At 35.5% G+C, this 20,814-nt stretch carries 19 protein-coding genes; 17 read left to right on the top strand and 2 right to left on the bottom strand.

Features of this window, described 5'->3' with window-relative positions; genetic code table 11:
* The first annotated feature begins 10 nt into the window (after window positions 1-10).
* The 14 genes from lepA to KH109_RS02565 all read left to right on the top strand — a co-directional run bounded on the left by lepA (window position 11) and on the right by KH109_RS02565 (window position 15,028).
* Entirely contained in the window at window positions 11-1,810 is a 1,800-nt protein-coding gene (lepA, locus tag KH109_RS02630) for a translation elongation factor 4 (RefSeq protein WP_295215462.1), read from the top strand.
* Between the two features lie 4 nt (window positions 1,811-1,814).
* Entirely contained in the window at window positions 1,815-2,999 is a 1,185-nt protein-coding gene (gene hemW, locus KH109_RS02625) for a radical SAM family heme chaperone HemW (protein ID WP_295215459.1), read from the top strand.
* Window positions 3,000-3,080: 81 nt separating this feature from the next.
* A complete protein-coding gene (locus KH109_RS02620; RefSeq protein WP_060924627.1) occupies window positions 3,081-3,683 on the top strand; it encodes a nitrite/sulfite reductase in 603 nt (200 codons plus the stop codon).
* A 398-nt stretch (window positions 3,684-4,081) separates the two neighbouring features.
* On the top strand, window positions 4,082-5,098 hold the full coding sequence (gene hrcA / locus KH109_RS02615; protein ID WP_295215455.1) for a heat-inducible transcriptional repressor HrcA: 1,017 nt from the start codon (window positions 4,082-4,084) through the stop codon (window positions 5,096-5,098).
* 12 nt (window positions 5,099-5,110) lie between these two features.
* Window positions 5,111-5,656 carry a nucleotide exchange factor GrpE gene (grpE, locus tag KH109_RS02610; RefSeq protein ID WP_060924625.1) on the top strand — a complete coding sequence of 182 codons (546 nt, stop codon included), beginning with the start codon at window positions 5,111-5,113 and terminating at the stop codon, window positions 5,654-5,656.
* A gap of 28 nt (window positions 5,657-5,684) precedes the next feature.
* The gene (gene dnaK, locus KH109_RS02605; RefSeq protein ID WP_227720930.1) at window positions 5,685-7,526 is read left to right on the top strand and encodes a molecular chaperone DnaK; all 1,842 of its coding nucleotides are present in this window, start codon (window positions 5,685-5,687) and stop codon (window positions 7,524-7,526) included.
* Window positions 7,527-7,542: 16 nt separating this feature from the next.
* A complete protein-coding gene (dnaJ, locus tag KH109_RS02600) occupies window positions 7,543-8,700 on the top strand; it encodes a molecular chaperone DnaJ (protein ID WP_105085588.1) in 1,158 nt (385 codons plus the stop codon).
* A gap of 55 nt (window positions 8,701-8,755) precedes the next feature.
* On the top strand, window positions 8,756-9,619 hold the full coding sequence (locus KH109_RS02595; RefSeq protein ID WP_295215449.1) for a 50S ribosomal protein L11 methyltransferase: 864 nt from the start codon (window positions 8,756-8,758) through the stop codon (window positions 9,617-9,619).
* Window positions 9,616-10,347, top strand: a complete 732-nt coding sequence (locus tag KH109_RS02590) for an RsmE family RNA methyltransferase (RefSeq protein WP_363158498.1) — start codon at window positions 9,616-9,618, stop codon at window positions 10,345-10,347. Before KH109_RS02595 ends, KH109_RS02590 begins: the two co-directional genes overlap by 4 nt.
* A 24-nt stretch (window positions 10,348-10,371) precedes the next feature.
* Window positions 10,372-11,667 (top strand): tRNA (N(6)-L-threonylcarbamoyladenosine(37)-C(2))-methylthiotransferase MtaB, encoded by a 1,296-nt coding sequence (gene mtaB, locus KH109_RS02585; RefSeq protein WP_295215444.1) that lies wholly within the window; start codon window positions 10,372-10,374, stop codon window positions 11,665-11,667.
* Between the two features lie 11 nt (window positions 11,668-11,678).
* Complete coding sequence (locus tag KH109_RS02580; RefSeq protein ID WP_024063776.1) at window positions 11,679-12,023, top strand: histidine triad nucleotide-binding protein; 345 nt, start codon at window positions 11,679-11,681, stop codon at window positions 12,021-12,023.
* Window positions 12,024-12,180: 157 nt separating this feature from the next.
* A complete protein-coding gene (gene rpsU / locus KH109_RS02575) occupies window positions 12,181-12,360 on the top strand; it encodes a 30S ribosomal protein S21 (RefSeq protein ID WP_004695751.1) in 180 nt (59 codons plus the stop codon).
* A gap of 81 nt (window positions 12,361-12,441) precedes the next feature.
* Complete coding sequence (locus KH109_RS02570) at window positions 12,442-12,885, top strand: GatB/YqeY domain-containing protein (protein ID WP_295215442.1); 444 nt, start codon at window positions 12,442-12,444, stop codon at window positions 12,883-12,885.
* 238 nt (window positions 12,886-13,123) lie between these two features.
* Entirely contained in the window at window positions 13,124-15,028 is a 1,905-nt protein-coding gene (locus KH109_RS02565; RefSeq protein ID WP_060924618.1) for a glutamine synthetase, read from the top strand.
* 92 nt (window positions 15,029-15,120) lie between these two features.
* Here KH109_RS02565 and KH109_RS02560 read toward each other — a convergent pair whose 3' ends face one another.
* On the bottom strand, window positions 15,121-15,516 hold the full coding sequence (locus KH109_RS02560) for a phosphate-starvation-inducible protein PsiE (RefSeq protein WP_156719109.1): 396 nt from the start codon (window positions 15,514-15,516) through the stop codon (window positions 15,121-15,123).
* Window positions 15,517-15,627: 111 nt separating this feature from the next.
* Window positions 15,628-16,143: a thiol peroxidase gene (gene tpx / locus KH109_RS02555; protein ID WP_024064190.1), complete on the bottom strand. Its 516-nt coding sequence runs from the start codon at window positions 16,141-16,143 to the stop codon at window positions 15,628-15,630.
* A gap of 282 nt (window positions 16,144-16,425) precedes the next feature.
* Between tpx and KH109_RS02550 the strand changes: the two genes are divergently transcribed.
* The 3 genes from KH109_RS02550 to KH109_RS02540 are packed head-to-tail and all read left to right on the top strand — an operon-like array spanning window position 16,426 to window position 20,681.
* Window positions 16,426-18,153, top strand: coding sequence for an ABC transporter ATP-binding protein (locus KH109_RS02550; protein ID WP_295215437.1), 1,728 nt, complete (start codon window positions 16,426-16,428; stop codon window positions 18,151-18,153).
* Entirely contained in the window at window positions 18,140-19,885 is a 1,746-nt protein-coding gene (locus tag KH109_RS02545; protein ID WP_060924615.1) for an ABC transporter ATP-binding protein, read from the top strand. The genes KH109_RS02550 and KH109_RS02545 overlap by 14 nt, the downstream gene beginning before the upstream one ends.
* A 1-nt stretch (window position 19,886) precedes the next feature.
* The gene (locus tag KH109_RS02540; RefSeq protein ID WP_295215434.1) at window positions 19,887-20,681 is read left to right on the top strand and encodes an RNA methyltransferase; all 795 of its coding nucleotides are present in this window, start codon (window positions 19,887-19,889) and stop codon (window positions 20,679-20,681) included.
* Window positions 20,682-20,814 lie beyond the last annotated feature (133 nt).

The following is a 20,814-nucleotide window of genomic DNA, read 5'->3' as shown; positions in this document are numbered from 1 at the left end:
TTCACATAGTATGTCAACGAAAAAGATTAGAAACTTCTGTATTATAGCTCATATTGACCATGGTAAATCTACCATCGCCGACAGATTAATTGAATATACTGGCACATTACAAAAACGAGAAATGGAAGCGCAAGTCCTAGACTCCATGGATTTGGAACGAGAACGTGGTATTACTATCAAAGCCCAATCTGTTCGCATTTTGTATAAAGCACAAGATGGAGAAGAGTATACTTTGAACCTTATCGATACTCCTGGCCATGTGGATTTCAGCTATGAAGTATCTCGTTCTCTTGCAGCTTGTGAAGGTGCATTACTCGTAGTAGATGCTGCACAAGGTGTAGAGGCTCAAACGTTGGCAAATGTGTATCTCGCTTTAGAACATGACCTTGAAATCATTCCTGTTATTAACAAAATTGATTTGCCTTCTGCCGATCCTGATCGGGTTAAACATGAAATTGAAGATATCATTGGTTTAGACGCATCAGAAGCAGTATTATGTTCTGCTAAATCTGGCATTGGCATTCCAGATATTTTAGAAGCCATTGTAAATAAGGTGCCTGCACCACCAGATAAATCTGATGAACCTACGAGAGCATTGATTTTTGATAGCCGCTTTGATTCGTATAAAGGTGCTATTGCGTATGTACGGGTAAAAGAAGGCACTATTAAGGCAAAAGATACTATTCGTATGATGCATGATAAAAAAGATTTTGATGTAACTGAGCTCGGTATCTTTACACCAAATCTCGTACCGGTACAAGAATTACCTTGTGGCTCTGTAGGTTGTATTGCAGCTAGCATTAAAAATGTAAAAGATTGCCACGTAGGTGATACGGTAACATTAGCTAATAATCCTGCACCAGAACCATTGCCAGGCTATCGTAAGGCTGTATCTATGGTATATTGTGGTCTCTATCCGACAGAGTCTAAAGACTATGAGAATCTTCGCGATGCATTAGAAAAATTACAGCTTAATGATGCTGCCTTAGAATATGAAGCTGAAACATCCTTGGCCTTAGGTTTTGGTTTCCGTTGTGGCTTCCTCGGTTTGTTACATATGGACGTTATTCAAGAACGGTTAGAGCGAGAATATAACTTGACGCTCATTACGACCGCTCCGTCTGTAAACTACAAGGTATATAAAACAAATGGAGAAATGCTAGAGGTAGATAATCCGGCTAAATTGCCACCTCCAACAGAAATCGACTACATTGAAGAACCTTATGTAAAAGCAACTACAATCGTACCAAAAGATTTCGTAGGTACTATCATGGAATTATCTCAAGATAAACGCGGTGAATATCAATCTATGGAATATTTGGATGAAACACGTGTATCTGTTGTGTATCACTTACCATTGAGTGAAATTATTTACGACTACTTTGATAAATTGAAATCTGCTACTAAGGGTTATGCATCTCTTGACTATGAGTTAATTGGGTATAAACAATCTCCAATGGTTAAGATGGATATTTTGTTAAATGGTGATCCTGTAGATGCATTGTCTATTATCGTACATAAGGACCGTGCTGCAACACGTGGTCGTGCATTAGCAGAAAAATTAAAAGAACTTATTCCTCGTCAAATGTTTGAAATTCCAATTCAAGCAGCGGTAGGTACAAAAATTGTTGCTCGTGAGACTGTAAAAGCGTGGCGTAAAGACGTTTTGGCGAAGTGTTACGGCGGTGATATTTCTCGTAAACGTAAACTCTTAGAAAAACAAAAAGCTGGTAAGAAACGTATGAAGTCTGTGGGCTCTGTAGAGATTCCACAAGAAGCATTCATGGCTATTCTCAAGGTTGAGGACTAATATAATGAAAACAGATTCTAATACTTTGAATCTGTCTACACTTGGGGATATGGGCTTGTATGTCCATATCCCTTTTTGTAAACAGAAATGTATGTACTGTGATTTTCCTGCCTATCAAAATTTACAAGATTATTATGAAACCTATGTATATGCCTTAGTACAAGAGATGGATCTTTGGGGTTCTGAACATCCTGAATCTAAAGAGCGGTCCATTGATACGATTTACTTTGGTGGTGGTACGCCTACTGAATTATCAATTCAACAGCTACAGATGATTATTGATAAAATAAAAAGTACTTTTACTATCGATGAAAACTGTCATATGACTATAGAATCTAATCCTGGGGAAGTAGATTTACAGTATCTAACAAAGTTAGTTAAACTAGGCTTTAATCGCATTAGTTTTGGCGTTCAAACCTTTGATGATAAGGCTCTTACCATGCTACATCGCAGTCATAATGGTGAAAAGGCTAAACAAGCGGTTTACGATGCTAAAAAGGCGGGCTTTACTGATATTAATATTGATTTAATTTATGGCTTGCCACGACAAACCTTAGAGGATATTCAGCATAATTTAAATATTGTAAAAGATTTGCCAATTAATCATATTTCTACGTATGGTTTACAAGTTGAGGTAGGCACTTATTTATATCATTTAGTACAAAAGAACTTGATCTCTATTCCTAGTGAAAGTATTGATGAATCCATGTATGATACGATGATGGAAGGCTTAAAAGAACTAGGTTTTGAACGATATGAAATTTCCAATTTCGCTAAGGGTAATTCCTATAGTCGTCATAATTTAAAATATTGGCACTATGTAGACTACTTAGGATTTGGTGCTGGAGCTCATTCCTTTTATGATGGTATTCGCCGCAGTAACAATCGAAATGTGATGCCTTATATACAATCTGTTGATCGATACACTATGCCTACTACCGATACGGAGACGATTACTGTAGAGCGAGCCCGAGAGGACTTTTGCTTCTTAGCGCTTCGTACTAAGTGGGGCCTTGATGAGCAAAAATTTGAGGATAGATTTGGCGTATCTGTTCATAATTTATTTGGTAATATATTAGAAGATTTGGTTACTAAAGGCTTATTAGAGTATCAAAATGGTAGTTATCATTTGAGTTCTGAAGGGGCTAAGCATGGTAACTATGTATTTAGTCAATTTATTCGAGAGTAATTTCTCACAGTTTCTCAAAATCTAATATGTTAGTATAAATAGGATGATGATGAATAAGCATGCTAGATTTGAGGAGGAACGATGAAGACATCTGTCATATTACACGGTTTACATAACGAATTTACTTTAGATCAAATGAAGGCATGCATAGAATTAGCTGAAAAATATGGTGGATCTTTCCGCCATGTTGTAACAGGTATACAAATTACAGGTATTGAAAAAGACGATAAGGAAAAACTTATCTCTGAATTACCAGAAGGTGTAACCACTGTTATTCATAGAGGTGTTAATTCCTTAATTGCTTGCGTAGGTAAAGGATACTGTAAAAATGGCCAAATGGAAACTAAAGAATTGGCTGATTATGTAGAGAGAAAACATTACGGCCGAAAAACATCTCACAAGTGCAAAATTGGAATTAGTGGCTGTGGTCGTAACTGCCCAGATGCAATGGTAAAAGATATTGCTTTTATTGGAACATCCCAAGGTTTCATGCTGGCTGTTGGTGGCAATACGGGAATGCGACCAGAGGCTGGTAAAATTTTGGCTAGAAAGCTTACTGTTGAGCAATCCAAAAAAGCTGTAGATATCTTAGTAGATTGGTATGCAGAACATGGCGAGCCCCGTGAGCGTATGGGAAAACTATTAGAACGCCTAGGTAATCCCTTAGAAGGTGTAGAACTATAAGTTGCTATATTTTTAGTGCTAATGGTTTTATAGTTCTTGATCTGTACGTTTATCTAGAGAGTTATTAGTTTTTCTCCAAATTTTAGTAACAATTAAATTATGACATATATAAACACTTATACTATTTTATGGTTTTAATAATAAAAATTTTATTAGACCATCATATTCTACTATTTAGATTTTAGAATATGGCATAAATGTAGATAGTATAAGTGTTTTCTTATTATTACACTTTGATTTTTTGACTAATTAATTTAAAATATTCAATTGTCTTTTTGACTAAATAGATATTATTTGACTTTTTAAGGATTTTTTTGCTTGACAATTTTTTCCTATGTGATAATATTATACATGCGATTAGCACTCAAAGTTTATGAGTGCTAACAAGAGGTGTCATTATGGATGAAAGAAAACAGCGCATCTTGCGAGCCATAATTGAAGACTACGTTAAATCTGCTGAACCTGTAGGTTCCAGGACGATTGCAAAGAATTATAATCTTGGTATTAGTCCTGCAACAGTACGAAATGAAATGTCCGATTTAGAGGAGTTAGGCTATTTGGAGCAACCTCATACATCGGCGGGACGTATTCCTTCAGCTAAAGGCTATCGCTTATATGTTGATTCTATGTTGAGTCAACAACCTGTTCCATTACAGGATGCTGAAAAAATTGAAATGTTATGGAAACATTCTAATGGATCTACCAGTGAGCTCTTCTTAAATATGGCTAAATTATTATCACAAGTGAGCCATAGTATGAGTTTGTTCTTAGCTCCAGCCCATGATAGAGCATTAATCAAATACATTCATGTATTGCCGCTTGATTCACATCAAGCTGTCATGGTTGTTATTACTGAGACTGGTGCTCTTGATAATGAATTAATGTACTTTACTGAAGGGGTTTCGCCTGATGTATTACAAAGTATAGCTATGCAATTTAGCAATGCTTTACAGAATATAGGTATTGGTCATGTAACGGCTGAAGCGTTAGGAACACTATTGATTCATATGGAAGGTCCACAAGGGATTTTGATGATCCTTTCAGAAACATTATTACGAGCAATTAATAAACGTAAGTTGTTCTATTCTGTAGGTACCACAGAGTTGTTAAATCAACCAGAGTTTAAGTCTGTTGAAAAGGTACAACCCTTACTTTCATTAGTGGAAGAACAAAATCAATTGGGGCAACTATTAAAGGATGATTCACCTACACCTGTAAAGGTAAAGATTGGCAATGAAAATGATACCGAAGCACTTCAATCGATGAGTGTAGTACAAGCTGATTTTACAAATCAAGATCAACCTATCGGTACTCTTGCTATTCTAGGACCGACACGAATGGAATATGGTCGTATCATTGGCATGTTGTCTCATATGAAACATATAATGGAATCTATGGTAAAAGAACAAAAATAGAAAGGGCATATAATGGCTGAAGAACAAGACATTAAACAAGAAACAGTTGACGAAACAGTGGAAACTACAAATGTAGAGACGCCAGCTGTTGAGGAAGCCGAAGAAGTTGTGGCGGACGCAGCTCAAGTATTAGAGGAGCTCAAAGCAGACTTTGATAATCGCTATAAGCGTTTACAAGCGGACTTCGACAACTTCAAACGTCGTACTAATCAAGAAAAAGAGCAACTTGCAGGATATGTTAAAGGGGATGTACTTACAGATCTACTTCCTGTATTAGATAACTTTGAACGAGCTGTTCAAAGCCCAGCGGAAGGTGATGCAAAGGTATTCCTTGATGGATTTATCATGATCCATCAAAACTTGATGGCTATGTTATCTAAACATGGTTTAGCCGTTATCGATGCGGTAGGTAAACCATTTGATCCAAATTTCCATCAAGCGATTATGCGAGTGCCGTCAGATGAATATGAATCTGATACGGTATGTGAAGTATTGCAAACTGGCTATACTGTTGATGGTCGTTGTATTCGTCCAGCAATGGTAAAAGTTGTTGAATAGATTATAAAGGTTTTAGGAGGCATATATTATGGCAAAGGTAATTGGTATTGATTTAGGTACTACAAACTCTTGTGTTGCGGTTATGGAAGGTGGCGAACCTACGGTTATTACTAACCAAGAAGGCGCTCGTACTACTCCTTCCGTTGTTGGTTTTGCAAAAAATGGCGAACGTTTAGTAGGTCAATTGGCTAAACGTCAAGCTGTATCTAACCCAGAAAACACAATCATTTCTATTAAACGTCACATGGGTACAGACTACAAAGTAACTGTAGAAGGTAAATCTTATACTCCTCAAGAAATTTCTGCAATGATTCTTCAAAAAATCAAAGCTGATGCAGAAGCATATTTGGGCGAACCTGTTAAACAAGCCGTTATCACAGTTCCTGCTTACTTTACAGATGCTCAACGTCAAGCTACTAAAGACGCTGGTGCTATTGCAGGCCTTGAAGTACTTCGTATCATCAACGAACCAACAGCAGCAGCTCTTGCATATGGCGTAGATAAAGATGAAGATGGTAAAGTTCTTGTATTTGACCTTGGTGGTGGTACATTCGACGTATCCATTCTTGAACTTGGCGATGGCGTATTCGAAGTATTAGCAACATCTGGTAACAACCATCTTGGTGGTGATGACTTCGACCAACGCATTATGAACTACCTTATTGAAGAGTTCAAAAAAGAAACAGGTATCGATTTATCCAATGATAAATTAGCTGATCAACGTTTAAAAGAAGCTGCTGAAAAAGCAAAAATTGAATTGTCTGGCGTAGCAAGTACAAATATCAATTTGCCATTCATCACAGCTGATGCTACTGGTCCTAAACACTTGGATGTAACATTGACTCGTGCTAAATTCGAAGAATTAACTGCTGATTTGGTACAAGCTACTATCGAACCTACTCGTAAAGCTATGAACGATGCTGGTTTATCTGCATCCGATATCGATAAAGTGTTGTTAGTTGGTGGTTCTAGCCGTATTCCAGCTGTACAAGACGCTATTAAAAAAGTATTGGGTAAAGAACCAACTAAAAACGTTAACCCAGATGAATGTGTAGCTATTGGTGCTGCTATTCAAGGTGGTGTATTAGTAGGTGAAGTTAAAGACGTATTGTTACTTGATGTAACTCCATTGTCTCTTGGTATCGAAACAATGGGTGGTGTATTCACACGTATTATTGATCGTAACACTACAATTCCTACATCTAAATCTCAAGTATTCTCCACTGCAGCAGATAATCAACCATCTGTAGATATCCATGTATTACAAGGTGAACGTGAGTTCGCAGCAGATAATAAAACATTGGGTCGCTTTAACTTGGATGGTATTCCAGCAGCTCCTCGTGGGGTTCCTCAAATCGAAGTAACATTCGACATCGATGCTAACGGTATCGTACATGTAAAAGCAAAAGACTTGGGTACTCAAAAAGAACAAAAAATTACAATCACTTCTTCTAGCGGTTTAAAAGAAGACGAAATCGATCGCATGGTTAAAGAAGCTGAAGCACATGCAGCAGAAGATAAAGCTAGAAAAGAAGAATTAGATGTTAAAAACAATGCAGATTCCTTGGTATACCAAGCTGAAAAAGCATTGAAAGAACTTGATGGTAAAGGCGACACAGCTTTGTTGAAAGAAGTTGAAGAAGCAAAAGATAAATTGAAAAAATCTATCGAAGCAGGCAACATCGAAGATATCAAAAAAGACAGTGAAGCTTTGGAACAACCATTACATAAATTAGCTGAGCAAATGTATGCAGCAGCACAACAAGCTCAACAAGCAGCTGGTGGTGCAGAGCAAGGTCAACAACAAACAAAATCTGATGACAATGTAGTTGATGCTGATTACACAGTAGTGGATGACGATAAGAAATAAGAAGGGTTGGTAACTAATGGCACGTGATTATTATGACATCTTAGGGGTCAGTAAAAATGCCTCTCAAGATGAAATCAAAAAGGCCTTCCGTAAAAAGGCACGCCAATACCATCCAGATGTAAATAAAGATAATCCTAAGGAAGCGGAAGCAAAGTTTAAAGAAGCGAACGAAGCTTACGAAGTATTGTCTGACGAAACTAAAAAAGCTCAATATGACCAATTCGGCCACGACGCCTTCAAACAAGGAGGCGGCGCTGGCGCCGGTGGTTTCCAAGGAGGCTTTGGCGGTTTCGGTGGTCAAGCTGGCGGCTTTGGTGATATCTTTGGCGACATTTTTGGTGGCATGTTTGGCGGTGGTCGCCAACAACAAGGCCCTCAAAAAGGCAATGACTTGCGCGAAGATATTGATATTTCCTTTGAAGATGCAGCCTTTGGTAAATCTATGGAAATAGAAGTGCATCGTCATGAAGAATGTGATCACTGTCATGGTACTGGTGGTGAACCAGGATCTCGTGTCGATACTTGTCCAAACTGTCATGGTTCTGGTCAAGAAGCGGTTATTCAAAATACTCCATTTGGACGTATGCAATCCGTTCGCACTTGTTCTCGTTGTCATGGTACTGGTAAAAGCATTGAAAAACCTTGTTCTAAATGCCGTGGTACAGGTGAAATGCTTGCTAAGCGCAAGATTTCTATCAAGATTCCAGCTGGCGTAGACAGCGGTTCTCGCTTACGTGTAGCTAATGAAGGGGAACCAGGTATTTTGGGCGGTCCTAAGGGTGACCTTTACGTATATATCTTTGTTCGTCCTCATAAGGAATTTGAACGAAATGGTAATGACGTTATTAGCCGTGTAAATATTAGTTTTGCTCAAGCTGCATTAGGTGCTACTATACAAGTTAACACCTTAGATGGTAAAGTAGAGTTAAAGATCCCAGAAGGTACTCAAACGGGAACGGCATTCCGCGTAAAGGGCAAAGGTATTCCATATTTGCGTAACCCTAAGCAACGAGGGGACCAACATATTGTGGTAACTGTTCAAACGCCTAAGAAGTTGACAGATACTCAACGTGAGTTGTTATTACGCTTTGCAAACGAAAGTAACGAAGATGTAAATAACTTACAAGTGAGCAAAAGTCTTTTTGAAAAAATTAAGGACGTTTTGACTAAATGAACAGCTCATGTGAAGGAATGGTTTGTTCCGTCACATTCCCTATAAAGGAGCATATATGCAGTGGATAGAAGTATCCATTGTCTGTGAAAGAGTAGCCACCGATGAGGTGACTACTCTTTTTGACGATTACGCAGACAATGGAATTATAGAAGAAGATGTAGAAAATCAACCAAATTTAATTAAATTAACTATGTATGCAGATCCATCATTGGACTCTAATACAATTAAGTCAGACTTAGAAAAACGTCTTACAGAAGCAAATATTAGTGTCACATCCGTTGATACAAATATATTAGATGAATCTACATGGCTTAATTCTTGGCAGCAATATATTGAACCTACAGAAATTCTACCTAATTTAATTATTAAACCTGCTTGGCAAGAATATGATAACGTCCACAATAAAACAATTATAGAAATCGATTCCGATATTTCCTTTGGTACTGGCTCTCATGAGACAACACGTACATGTGCCGAACTATTGAAATCTTATTGTGAATCCATGGATCTTAATCAAGTTACTTGTTTAGATATTGGTACAGGAACGGGTATTCTCTTATTGGTAGCAGCACATTTAGGGATCAAGCATTTGGTTGGGATTGATATTGAGGAATATGCTGCCAATCAAGCTCGTATTAACTGTGAGAATAATCATGTATCTGCAGAGATTATTTGTGGTAATTTGGATAGTGATTTCAATGGTACTGCCCAATTAATTTTAGCTAACTTAACAGTGGATCCACTTAAAATACTATTACCTCAAATTGGTAAAAAACTAGAGGATAAGGGTATTTTAATTATAAGTGGCATTATAGATGATCGGCATGATGAGATTATGCCATATATTAAGGCTGATTGGCATATTATTGAGGAGCGCATTGCAGGGCCTTGGCATACATTTGCGCTAGAAAAGCGATGAAAAAGATTTTTATTCCTACACCATTAGATGAAAGAATAGAATTACCGAAAGATGTGACACATCATGTGTTACATGTATTTCGTCATAATATGGAGAAACCCATTACTGTAACGGGCAGTGATAATCGTTGTGGTATCTATCAGATTACCGATGAAGTGGATGGTATAGCACAGGCTAAACTTATTGAATATGTATCGTCTGATGTATCGTCGTATCGAACTATTCTAGTTCAATCCTTATTGAAAGGCGAAAAGTTAGAATGGGTATTACAAAAGGCGACGGAGTTAAATGTAGATACCATTTATCTTGTATCTACGGCAAACTGTGTAGCTAAATATGATGATAAGAAACTACAATCAAAAGTCAGTCGTTGGGAAAAAATTATGCTAGAAGCAGCCCAACAGTGTGGACGCAATCAACTGCCCACACTTGTAGTAGGTGAAACGCTTTTACAAGTATTAACAATCGAAGCTGACGCATTAAAATTAGTAGCTTATGAAAATGAAGATGGTCATACTATTAAGACTGCACTACAATCAGTACACACTAATCAAACTATAACTGATATTCTAATCTGTGTTGGTCCTGAAGGGGGCTATCAAGAGAAGGAAATCAATGCTATTATAGAGAGTGGTGGAAAATCAGTTTCTCTTGGTACTACTATTTTACGAGCAGAAACTGCTGCTATTGGATCATTAGCAATGATTCAATATGAATTAGAACTATAAATTAAACAAGAATAGAGAGGTGCAATGAAAACCGTTGCTTTTACAACCTTGGGCTGTCGTGTCAATCAGTATGACACAGATGCTATGAAAGGTTTATTTTTACAAAATAATTACGAAGCAGTAGACTTCGATGAAAAAGCTGATATATATGTAATTAATACATGTTCTGTAACCAATATGGGGGAAAAGAAATCCCGTCAATTGATTCGGAAAGCAAAGCGTCAAAATGAAGATGCTTATGTAATCGTTACTGGTTGTTATGCTCAGCTTGATCCAGATGCGATTGCTGCTATTGACGGTGTTAACCTTGTTATTGGTACCAATAATCGATCTAAAATCGTTGAGCTAGTAGAGCAATTAGAATCTACAGAACGTCAAATCAATGCTGTTAGAGATATTATGAACGAGTCTAACTTTGAAGAAATGCCATTATATGGTAATGAATCTGACAAAGCTCGTGCTTTCATGAAAATTCAAGAAGGTTGTAATAACTATTGCGCCTTTTGTATCATTCCTTATACTCGAGGAAAATTGAAATCTCGTAAAGTTGATGATATTGTACAAGAAGCAAAACGTTTAGTAGAACATGGATTCCATGAAATCGTATTAACAGGCATACATTTGGGGAATTATGGTGTAGAATTACCAGGTCGCCCTACATTAGCCGATGTAGTAAAAGCTTTATTAGAGATTCCTAATTTATATCGTATTCGTTTCGGGTCTATTGAGTCTGTTGAGGTTTCTGATGAGTTAGTAGAATTAATGGCTACTAATAAACGTGTTTGCCCACATTTACATCTACCACTACAAGCTGGTTCTGATCATGTATTACAATTGATGAAACGCCACTATACATTACAAGAATATAAAGACTTGATTGCAAATTTACGTTCTCGTATTAAAGATTTATCAATTACAACTGATATAATTGCAGGATTCCCACAAGAAACAGATGAGGATTTTGAAGAAACATTAAATACAGTGCGAGAAATAGGCTTTACTCATATTCATGCCTTCCCATACTCTATTCGTGAAGGTACACCGGCTGCGACCATGTCTGATCAAGTACCTGAAGCCGTTAAAAAGACTCGTGTAGCACTTTTGAATGGTCTTAGCCAATCTGGTTATGAAGCATACGCAAAATCTCGCATTGGTAAGCCTGGTGAGATTCTCATCGAAAAAGAAGAGAATGGATACTATATGGGCTTAACAAATGAGTATGTAAATAGTAAAGTAAAGTCTGATGGATTACATAAGATTGGTGATCTAATCGGAGGTACTGTTGTAGGTTTAGAAGATAATTATTTAATTATTGAATAAGGAGTTATCGTATGAGTGACTGCATTTTCTGTAAAATTATCAATGGTGAAATTCCATCTAAAAAAGTATTAGAAAACGATAAATTTTATGCATTCCATGATATTGAACCAGTGAAAAAAGTACATGTTCTTATTGTGCCAAAAAATCACGTAGCTAACATTGCTCATCTTACTGAAAAAAATGAAGACTATGTAGAAGGTTTATTGCCATTCGTACGTGATGTAGCGAAAGAACTAGGTATTTCTAAAGATGGTTATCGTTTGATCTTTAATACTGGCGCAAAAGCAGGTCAAACGGTGTTCCATATGCATGCACATCTTTTAGGTGGCGAAGAAATGGGCTGGCCTGAAGCTTAAAATTGAGTATAATGTATTCTTTTTATAATACTTATTAAAATTCCTATAAAATATACCGGAAAATATTGACAACATCTATACCTATACATATAATATTATATGTGCGTATGTAAATTATCAGCACTTCCCGAGATTATTTTTGGAGGGAGGGATATAGATGTCTGAAATCAAAGTCGGTAAAAACGAAACGCTTGAAAGTGCTCTTCGTCGATTCAAACGCTCCTGCCAAAAAGCGGGTGTTTTGTCTGAAGTAAGAAAACGCGAACACTACGAAAAACCAAGCGTAAAAAGAAAGAAAAAATCTGAAGCAGCAAGAAAACGCAAATTCAGAGCATAAGATGATTACCCTAATTCTGCCTTTTCATGGCTTCATGAAATCCAGAATTAGGGTTTCTTTATATATAAAATAGGAGGAACTATGAGCTTAAAAGATCAATTAAAAGAAGATATGAAAGCGGCTATGAAAGCGCGTGAAGAAGGTAAAACCGCTCTTTCTGTAATTCGCATGGTTAATAGTGCTATTAAAAATACAGAAATCAATGATAAAGTAGAACTTGATGATAATGGTATTCTTGGTATTTTGGCAAAAGAAATGAAAACTCGTCAAGACTCGTTAACCGAGTTTGAAAAAGCTGGCCGTGAAGATTTGATCTCTCATGTAAAAGAAGAGATGGCTGTGCTTCAAAAATATTTACCAGCTCAAATGAGTGAAGATGAAATTCGCACTGTTGTAAAAGAAGCGATTGCAGCATGTGGCGATGCTGTAAACATGGGTAATGTTATGAAACATGTAATGCCAAAAACTAAAGGCCGTGCAGATGGTAAAGTAGTTAATAATATCGTTAAAGAGTTAATTGGATAATATATTGTAAAATAGCTAATTAAACAGTTGATATAGTTAGTATATTTAATTCATTAACATAGAACTCTTAAAACTATAGTTAAGAGAATTATGAAATTCTATAGAAAGTTATTGACATATATTTTCACTATATGATATTATGAGTGCAACAAAATAATTGGTCAACGAAGACTCCACTTTAGATATATGGAATATATATCTATTTGTTGGAGTCTTTTTATTTTTAGGAGGAACCATTATGACAAGTACTAAAGATTTATTGTATTACATTCCAGCAGGTCAATATGGTAAAGAAGGTGTTCTTGCACTATTAGAACAACATCCAGAAATTAAATTTGTATCTCTTGTTGGTATTGATTTAGCTGGTAATGATACAGATGAAAAAATCCCTATGGCAGCATTCTTTGATGATTATGAAGCATTCTTCGAAGGTCGTGCTGTTCAAACAGATGGTTCTTCTGTTGTACTCACAAATATCGCCACATTGAATAATGCACGTGTAGATATGTGGGGCGACCCAAGTGTAAACTGGTTCGTTGACTATAACTATGAAAATATCGATGAAGCAACAGGTTTACCAACTGGTACACTTCGTATTCCTGCATTCTTGATGCATAACTACCGTTATGTTGACTCTCGTTCTATCTTAAAAAACAGCTGTGATTATGTTCGTGCAGAACTATTATCCTTGATCAAAGAACATGGTCTACCTGGTATGCCTCATGTGAAAGCTGATGACGTTGTAGACATTATCTTTACATCTGCTACAGAATTGGAATTCTGGGTAAAAACTCCATCTAGAACAGTTACCAAAAAAGAATTATCTGTATCTCAAAAATTACAAGAACAATACTGGCAACGTACACATGGTACAGTTCGTACTGCATTAGAACAAGCAGTTGAACGCTTAGACCAATACGGTATGGTTGCAGAAATGGGTCATAAAGAAGTAGGTGGCGTTAAAGCTAAACTTGATGAAGATGGTCATGAAGCAGTTGTACTAGAACAATTAGAAATCGACTGGAAATTCTCTAATAACCCATTACAAACAGCAGATAATGAATTACAAGCTCGTATTATTGTTCGTGAAGTGTTCCGTGAAAATGGTCTTGATGTAACATTCAATGCAAAACCTATTATTGGCGTAGCTGGTTCTGGTGAACATACACACTTTGGTGTTATGGCTAAATTAAAATCTGGTAAACTTGTAAACTTGTTTAGCCCAGAAGATATGCGTAAAGAATCTGCTAGCTCCTTGGGTATTGGTGCTATCATGGGGTTATTGAAGCACTATGAAGCAATCAATCCATTTATCAGTTCTACAACAGACTCCTTAAATCGTTTAAAACCTGGTTTCGAAGCTCCAGTATGTATCGTTACATCTTTAGGTACTGATCCTTCCGAACCAAGCCGTAACCGTACAATCCTTTGTGGTTTGATTCGTGATATCGATAATCCTATGGCTACACGTTATGAATTGCGTTCTCCAAACCCTTACACAAATACATATACTGCATTAGCATTGATCTTCATCTCTGCATTTGATGGTATGAAATATGCTATTACATCTGGTAAAACACAAGCACAATTAGAAGCAGAGCTTTCCAAAGAAGTGGGTGAATCTGCTGATTATCTTGCTACAAATCGTGCATATCGTACAGAAAAAGACGTATTCGATGATTTCACTCAAGAAGAACGTAATCAAATGTTTGGTGTTGCACCAGCCACTGTATGGGAAAACATTAAAGGTTACCATAACAATCCTGAATTAGTTGAAACATTAGCTCAAGGCAATGCATTCGCAAAAGATTTGATGGATTCCTTTATCGCATCTATCTTGAAACGTTGGAAACTTGTATTGGCTCACCGCTTAATTCCTGATAATCTTGATACAGTTCGTAAGATGGTAGCTATTCATACTGATAGCCGTAATAGTGTAGATGATAAACGTTTTGCAGAAGTTAACGACTTACGTTTCTATCTTGCTAAAGATAGCGATGATCGCAAATCTTTATTCACTCGTTTAATCGATGCACTTAACTCTGGTGAATATGACTTAGCATCTCAATTGCAAATTGAAATGAACGATAAAATGGAAGAATTAGAAGCTAAATATGCTAACTATGCAAAAAATATCTTCTAATATCGGTTGATTCTATTGCTTAAAAAGGGCTCCTACATTTGTAGGAGCCCTTTTATTCATATTAACTTTTTATAATTTAGTCGTTAAAGCTATTACTCATTATGTCCTATAAACTTTTCTACTAATACTAAACTACATACAAGTACAAAAATTGCAACAGACCAGATTAAATTATCATATGACGATTCATGATCGATGATTAGCAGTCTAACAATTGCGGTTATGCCAATATATAAAAAGAAATTAAGCGGGAAGTGGAAGTTATTTTTAAAATATTTTACGATGAGTGCAATAAACTCAAAGTATAAGAAGAAGGTAATTAATTCTTCAATTAATAAAGAGTAAGTGCTATAACCTTGGATATTTGCCCATGTAATAAATCCTAGGCTAATTAATGTATTAATGAGGGCAATACAAAGAGCAATGCCTACACCTACAAGGGCTATATTTTTTATAGTTAATAATAATTTAGAAATACGTATCCACATATATAATTCACCTACAATAAATATCTAAATACTATACCACATAAAAAAGACCGTACACCGTACGGTCTTTTTACGATTACACCACAGTATAATCAAGAGAATATCAAAGGATTAGATATCAGCTTTAATTGCTTCTAATGCAGCATCGAAGTTAACTGCTTGAGTTACTTCAGGTACGTATTCAACATAAGTTACTTTATTTTCTTTGTTGATTACTACTACGCCACGAGTTAAAAGACGAAGTTCTTCAATCAAGAAGCCATAGTTTTCACCGAAGGAAGCGTCTTTGTGGTCAGACAAAGTAATAACTTTATCTACGCCAGCAGCGCCACACCAACGTTTTTGAGCGAAAGGCAAGTCCATAGAAATTGTCAATACTACAACATCATCAGAAAGTGCAGTAGCATCTTGGTTGAACCAACGAGTTTGAGCGTCACAAACGCCTGTATCAAGGGAAGGAACAACGGAGATAACTTTTACTTTACCTTCGAAATCTTTTAATGTTTTAGGTTGTAAGTCGTTGCTTAAAACTGTGAAGTCAGGAGCTTGTTGACCTACTTTAACTTCTGGACCAACCAATGTGATAGGGCCACCTGCAAATGTTACTACGCCAGTACGTTTTTCCATGTTGTATTCCTCCTAAGAGTTTTAATTCTAATGTTCGTAAGGATACGTTTTGTATCTATGCATAGTATAACACTTACATTACCATAAGTAAACTAAAAAATTCGATATAGTGTTTTTAAGGGAATAAATAGTATGTTATTGGCTTCATAATCAAGAAAATATCTTAAAACTACATTATATACGTATAGGTGTATTATGATATATGAAAAAAATGTGTATACTATAAGGAGTATATTTAAATAATGATAATCCTGTAATACAGAAATTTAACTGAGAGGTCCTATGAAACCTATAGAGCTATTTATGCAGTTTTTCCGCCGAGAAGGCTGGGTATATGCCATCGGCTTAACTATGCTAATCGCTATTGATATAGCATTTTTATTTGTTCCACAATTCATTGGTAATGCCATCGATACACTAAGTCACAATAAAGAGGGCTTAGTCAATTATATTATTTACTTTATTTTATTATTTATTATTATAACGATTCTAAAAGTTATTTCGCGACGCACCTTACTTGGTTCCATCCGTCGTATGGAGTACCTTTTTCGTGAAATCTTGTGTAGAAAAGCATTACAAATAAAAACAACATATTATGAGGCAAATGGACCTGGTAAAGTTATGGCGTTGATGACAAATGATGTTACATCTCTTCGTGTAGCGTTAGGTTTAGGTGTAATGATCGTGGTGGATATTATATTTTATTCCATTGTAGGATCTATTATTTTAATACAAAAAATAGATGGTCTATTAGCTTTTAAAATCATGACACCTGTATTCTTCATCATTGTTGCAATATTTGTGTTGGGCAGAAAATTACGTGCTAAACAGCGTAGTGCTCAAGCTACTTATAGTGATATGACAGAGTTTGGGCAAGAATTATTCCAAGGTATAGATGTAATTAGAGCCTTTAATCGAGAACGTATTATTTCTGACTCGTTTGAAAAAATAAATAAATTGAACTATAAGAAAAATATGGAGGTTGCCTTATTAGATTCTGTACTAACACCGTTAACAAGAATTGCACCGTTTATTTGTATTAGTATCAGTATTTTCATATGTGGTCACCTAGCTGTAAATGGTCAAATGTCCATAGGTGAATTTGTAACTATCAATTCATTCATTATGCTAATCGTAGGACCTTTAATTGGCTTTGGGGGACTCATTTCGATTGTACAAAAAGGCTTGGCATCGTTAGATCGTATTACCGATTTCTTACGACTACCAATAGAGTCAATTGATGACTCAACTGAAGTATTACCACTTGAGGATATTAATATACGATATTTAGATTTTAATTATGAAAATTCTAAAGGTCATGCATTGTCTCAAGTATCTACAACTATTCGTAAAGGCTCTTTTATAGGCATTGTTGGTAAACCTGGATCTGGTAAAAGTACTCTCTTTAAATTACTCATTGGTTTGCAACAAAGCCCCTCTAAATCTATTTATTTTGGGAACCAAGATATTTCAGATATACCTTTATCTAAGCTTCGAAATTCAATAGCTTATGTACCAACTCAATCTTATTTATTGAGTACTACTATTGAAGATAATATTAAATTTGGTAAAGAATTACCTATGCATGAATCCGTAGAGGTGGCTGCAAAAAAAGCCGACCTATATAGAGATTTAGGTAATCTATTAGATAATGACTTACATACTCTTGCAGAAGAAGGACATGATTTATCTGGTGGTCAAAAGCAACGTATTAATATGGCTAGAGGTTTTTATAAAAATGCACCATATTTATTATTAGATGATTGTTTCTCAGCTTTAGATGCCGTAACAGTAAATACTATTTTAGAGACATTACATACAGTAAATTCACAAACTATATTATGTATTTCGCAACGATTAGAGGTTATTGAAAAAGCTGATAAAATTATTGTCTTTGATGAAGGTCATATAGTTGAAGAGGGGACACATGAGGAATTATTAAATCTCAATGGTTTATATAAAACACTCTATGAAGCACAGAAAGGAGAGGCTCAAAATGAAAACGCATAAAGAAAGAAACGATTGGGCTTTATTCTCCTATATAACTGCATATATTAAACCCTATTTAGGAATCTTATTAGTAGCAACAATTGCACTTGCGGGAAATCTTGTACTACTATTATTTAGACCATATCTTACAAAACAAGTCATCGATCTTGGTTTTGCTACAAATGATATTCATGTCATTGAATATTATGCTATTTTATATGGTCTCACTATCATTGGCAGTGTGTGCTTTATTTTCATAGAAAATTACTTTTTAAAAAGTTTTGGCCAAAAGATTATCTACAATATTCGCCATATTGTGTTCCAAAAAATTCTACATAAATCACATGATGAATTCTATAAATTGCCTATTGGTAATTGGGTAACACGCATTACAAATGATGTAGAATCACTGCGCACCTTATATACAGACGTATTATTGAATTTAGCTAGTAGTGGATTAATGATTATCGGTATATTAGCCTTTATGTATGCTATTAATATACCATTAGCCATTATTATGACAATTTTAGTGCCTATTATGGGTGGCATTATTTGGGTATATCAAAAGTTCTCTAGAAAGGCTTTTCGTCAAGTAAGACGATCCGTAGCAGCGTCAAATGCGAGTATTAAGGAACTACTTAATTATATTGTTATTGTAAAGTCCTATGGTGGAGAAAAGGCTATAGAAGATAAATATGAAACTGTTAATAAAGGTTTTTTAGAAGCCGGTCTTTTTGAAGTAACAACATTTTCTATTTTTAGACCTCTCGTTGATGGATTATTTTTTGTAGCATTAATTGTTATATTTACCACTACCAATTTAATTGATTCTATAGCTGATGCAGGTACTGTTTTTGCTTTCATTCAATATATGGATCGATTCTTTCAACCATTAAAGGACATTGCAGACAAATATAATTCCCTGCAAAGTTCATTAGCTGGTGCAGAACGGTTAGTTCCATTATTAGAGGAAAAAGAGCGAAATATGGTAGATGAAGTTCCAAAGGAACTGATTCCAGTAGAATCAATTGAATTTGATCATGTTTGGTTTTCCTATGAGAATAACGATGTCTATGCATTACAAGATTTCACCTTACATATTAAAGCTGGTGATTTTACTGGTATTGTAGGACCATCCGGTAGTGGTAAGTCCACATTATTGTCCTTACTAATGGGTATCTATAAACCTACAAAGGGTTCCATCTACATTAATGGTATTGATATTTCAAAATATGATAGTTCTGTACTTCGTCATTTAATGGGCTATGTATTCCAACAAGCTTACTTATTTAAAGGTTCTATTAAAGATAATCTTACACTTTTTGATAACTCTATATCTCATGATGAAATGGTAAAAGCTGCAAAACAAGTAAATTTAGATTCTATGATTGAACAATTACCTGAAGGCTATAATACACCTGTTGGGTACTTAGGTTCTTTATTATCAGATGGACAAAAGCAATTACTAGCCTTTGGTCGTACATTAATAAGAAATATACCTATTTTATTATTAGATGAAGCAACTGCTAATATTGATAGTCATACGGAAAAACAAATACAAGCAAGTATCGAAAATATCCGTGGCAGTAAAACAATCGTAAGTATTGCTCATCGGCTATCCACCGTACAAGACGCCAATGAAATTGTTTATATTGAATATGGTAAAATAAAAGAAAAAGGTTCTTTCAACGAATTGATTGAGTTAAAGGGCGCCTTTTATAATCTATGGATTCGTCAAAAAAGTGGGAGTTAGCATGGAATTTATCCAATCTAAAGATAATAAAACTATAAAGCATATAGTTTCTCTAGGGCAACGCAAAAATCGTAGTAAATATGGTGAATACATTGTAGAAGGGATTCGTTCCATTCGTGATATTTCAACTATGGGAGTAATAAAAGCAACTGTTATACGCGAATCTAAATGTAAAGATAAAAATATAGAGGCATTATTATCCTTAGAGTCGATGCAATCGATACCTACTTATATTGCTCAAGATCCAGTATTTGATAAAATTGATAACACCGTAAATGGACAAGGTATCGTTGCAATAGTATCTAAACCTAAACATAGTATGGAATCAATTTCTATTGAAGATGGTGTATATATTACATTAGATGGCGTACAAGACCCGGGTAATCTAGGTACGATTTTACGTACCGCTGTAGCGGCAGGTGTGAAGGGGATATTTTTAATGAAAGGTACTGTTGATCCATATAATGATAAGACTGTACGTAGTACAATGAGTGCATTACATAAAATACCTGTTTATGAAGATGTTACATTATCTATGCTTAATGATCTTATTGCAGAATCTAATATGTCTACCTATGTAACTGCCCTAGATAATTCAAAACCATACCATATGGTGGCCTATGATAAACGATGTATGTTGATTTTAGGCAATGAAGGGAATGGTGTAACACCAGAGGTTATGAATCTATGTAAACACCGTATTATGATTCCTATGTATGGAGATATAGAATCGTTAAATGTGAGTGTGGCAGCAGCTCTATGTATGTATAAAGCACAAGAACAATTGATGTGCTAATTAAAATATATTAGGGTTGAATTATGTATTTATGATAAAAATTTATAAGTATATCGAAAGTCCTCTACTAGTATACAAGTAGAGGGCTTTTGTATTGATTTTATAGCTCTGTATTTGGTACAATAACATATAT

The sequence above is a fragment of the Veillonella sp. genome, from assembly GCF_018381775.1.
GTDB lineage: Bacteria > Bacillota > Negativicutes > Veillonellales > Veillonellaceae > Veillonella.
This window is presented reverse-complemented; position numbering and strand designations above follow the sequence as displayed.